Genomic DNA, 222 nt, shown 5'->3' on the forward strand with positions numbered 1-222 from the left:
TCAACCATTCAATTTCCGAGAGTCGAATAACACCTTCCTCACAGGTGAGCCACAAAGCTTCACCGATATGGGGATGAAGAGAATGACGCAGGTCTGCTTTAAGGCTCCTTGCGCGATGCCGCTCGAAATAGTCAATCCATGCGGCGAGGAGTGCGGGCGGAGCACCGGTCAATGTATGTACAGTTTGGCGAGGAATAACAAATGCTAAAAGAAGCCAATAAC

Annotated in this window: 1 protein-coding gene; it reads right to left on the reverse strand. The window is 49.5% G+C overall.

The window, feature by feature from the left end:
* The coding region (locus AC5JQH_RS21420; RefSeq protein ID WP_493805994.1) for a hypothetical protein at window positions 1–222 on the reverse strand (222 nt) is incomplete at both ends.

It is taken from the genome of Marinobacter sp. H13 (genome assembly GCF_059072335.1).